Origin of the sequence: Streptomyces sp. NRRL B-24572 (assembly GCF_002156145.1) — a bacterium.
In the GTDB taxonomy this organism is placed as follows: domain Bacteria; phylum Actinomycetota; class Actinomycetes; order Streptomycetales; family Streptomycetaceae; genus Streptomyces; species Streptomyces vietnamensis.
Genome location: NZ_MWIG01000271.1, coordinates 1 through 1,858, shown reverse-complemented (window position 1 = coordinate 1,858; position 1,858 = coordinate 1). Strand labels below are relative to the sequence as shown.

Annotated in this window: 3 protein-coding genes; 1 reads left to right on the top strand and 2 read right to left on the bottom strand. The window is 70.5% G+C overall.

Annotated features, from left to right (window positions below; genetic code table 11):
• Nucleotides 1-25: 25 nt before the first annotated feature.
• Complete coding sequence (locus CCN56_RS16905; protein ID WP_107484168.1) at nt 26-868, bottom strand: RNA polymerase sigma factor SigF; 843 nt, start codon at nt 866-868, stop codon at nt 26-28.
• A gap of 185 nt (nt 869-1,053) precedes the next feature.
• Between CCN56_RS16905 and CCN56_RS16900 the strand changes: the two genes are divergently transcribed.
• Nucleotides 1,054-1,476: an ATP-binding protein gene (locus CCN56_RS16900; protein WP_086827748.1), complete on the top strand. Its 423-nt coding sequence runs from the start codon at nt 1,054-1,056 to the stop codon at nt 1,474-1,476.
• Nucleotides 1,477-1,498: 22 nt separating this feature from the next.
• Here CCN56_RS16900 and CCN56_RS16895 read toward each other — a convergent pair whose 3' ends face one another.
• Nucleotides 1,499-1,732 carry an SsgA family sporulation/cell division regulator gene (locus CCN56_RS16895; protein WP_256962003.1) on the bottom strand — a complete coding sequence of 78 codons (234 nt, stop codon included), beginning with the start codon at nt 1,730-1,732 and terminating at the stop codon, nt 1,499-1,501.
• Nucleotides 1,733-1,858: the final 126 nt, after the last annotated feature.

The window sequence follows — 1,858 nt, the reverse complement described above, 5'->3', positions numbered from 1 at the left end:
CCCGGAGCCGTTCGGGGCGGCCGGATCAGTCGGCGCCGGTGCCCAGCAGACCCTCGCGCAGGCGCTTCACGGTGCGCGAGAGGAGCCGTGAGACGTGCATCTGCGAGCAGCCCAGCCGCTCACCGATCTGCGCCTGGGTCAGTTCCTCGACGAACCGCAGGTGGATGATCCGGCGGTCGCGCTCGTCGAGGTCGGCGATGAGCGGGGCCAGCGAGTGGAAGTCCTCCACCAGCTCCATGGCGGGGTCCTCGGTGCCGATGAGGTCGGCCAGCGAGGCGTCGTTGTCCTCGTCCTCGCCGCCGAGGGCGGCGTCGAGCGACGAGGAGTTGTAGCCGTTGGAAGCCAGCCGCGCCTCGGTGACCTCCTCCTCGCTGAGGCTCATCAGCTCGGCCAGTTCCTTGACCGTCGGCATCCGTCCCAGGCGGGTGCTGAGTTCCTCGGTCGCCTTGGCCAGCTCCACGCGCGCCTCCTGGAGCCTGCGGGGAACGTGCACCGCCCAGGAGGTGTCCCGGAAGAACCGCTTGATCTCGCCGACGATGTAGGGGACCGCGAAGGTGGTGAACTCGACCTCGCGCGACAGCTCGAACCGGTCGATCGCCTTGATCAGGCCGATCATGCCGACCTGGACGATGTCCTCCATCTCGTCGGCGCGGTGCCGGAAGCGCCCGGCGGCGTAGCGGACCAGGCTCATGTTCATCTCGATGAGGGTGTTCCGCGCGTACTGGTACGCGGGCGTCCCCTCCTCCAGCGTCGCGAGCTCCTGGAAGAAGACCTTCGACAGGGCCCTCGCGTCCCTGGGTGCGACCGCCAACGTGTCCGGGATCTCCGGCAGCGCCCGCGTTCCGGACTCGACTCCCGCCATCGACATCGTGGTGACCGTCACACCTGTCCCCTTTCACGTGTGTTCCTCATCGGGTACGCGTGACCCGAGACGGGTCGCCTACCCCGACTTCTCGCGTTCAGACCTGTCGAATCCGCATGGGTTTCCGGTCGGTTTTTCCCCGCTGCGCGAGGGGCAGACGGAATCCCTGACCGATCCTCAGGAGGAGAGACATGACACGGGACCCCTCGATGAGGGCTGTCGGCTGGGCGCGTTCGCTGCCGATGGGCAGCAGCGTGAAGACGGCCCGCGACTGGACGCGCGAGCACTTGGCGGCGCTCGGCTGGGACCGTACCGCCCCCGGCGTGGCGGACTCCGTCGTGCTGGCGGTCTCCGAACTCGTCACCAACGCCCATGTGCACGCCCGCAGCGATGCGCAGCTGATCCTCACCTGGGACGAGGAGTGCCTGCACGTCACCGTGCACGACGCCTCCCCGCGGGTGCCCGAGCAGCGCAGCCCGGACGACGGTGCGCTGGGCGGCCGCGGACTGCTCCTGGTCGACGCCCTCGCCGACGACGTGCGGACCCGCCCCTGCCCGCGGGGCAAGGACGTCACGGCCTGTTTCCGTCCGGCCGACCGCCGCCGTCCCGGCTGAGGGAGCCGCTTCCCGCCGCACTTCAGTGCCCCCGGTACGCGAGCAGCGGACCCCAGTCGATGTGGCGTTCCTCCGTGCCCTGCGGCACCAGGACGAAGGTCTCGCGCACGAAGCGGCCGATCGCCTCCTGCTCGCAGCGGACGACGGCGCACTGTGCCGCCGGCCCGAGCCGGAGCAGGAGCCCGCCGTCGGGGGTGGGACGGATCCGGACCTCGCCGTCGCCGGTGGGGCCGNNATCTCGCGGTCGACGCGCCACACCACCGGGTCCTCGCCGAGGAGGTGGAAGGCGATGCTCAGGGCATGGGGGTCGCGGGATTCGTAGCCGACGGTGGTGTCGATCCGGACCGCCGCGTCCGCGGTGAACAGGTCCATGGCCATCGGC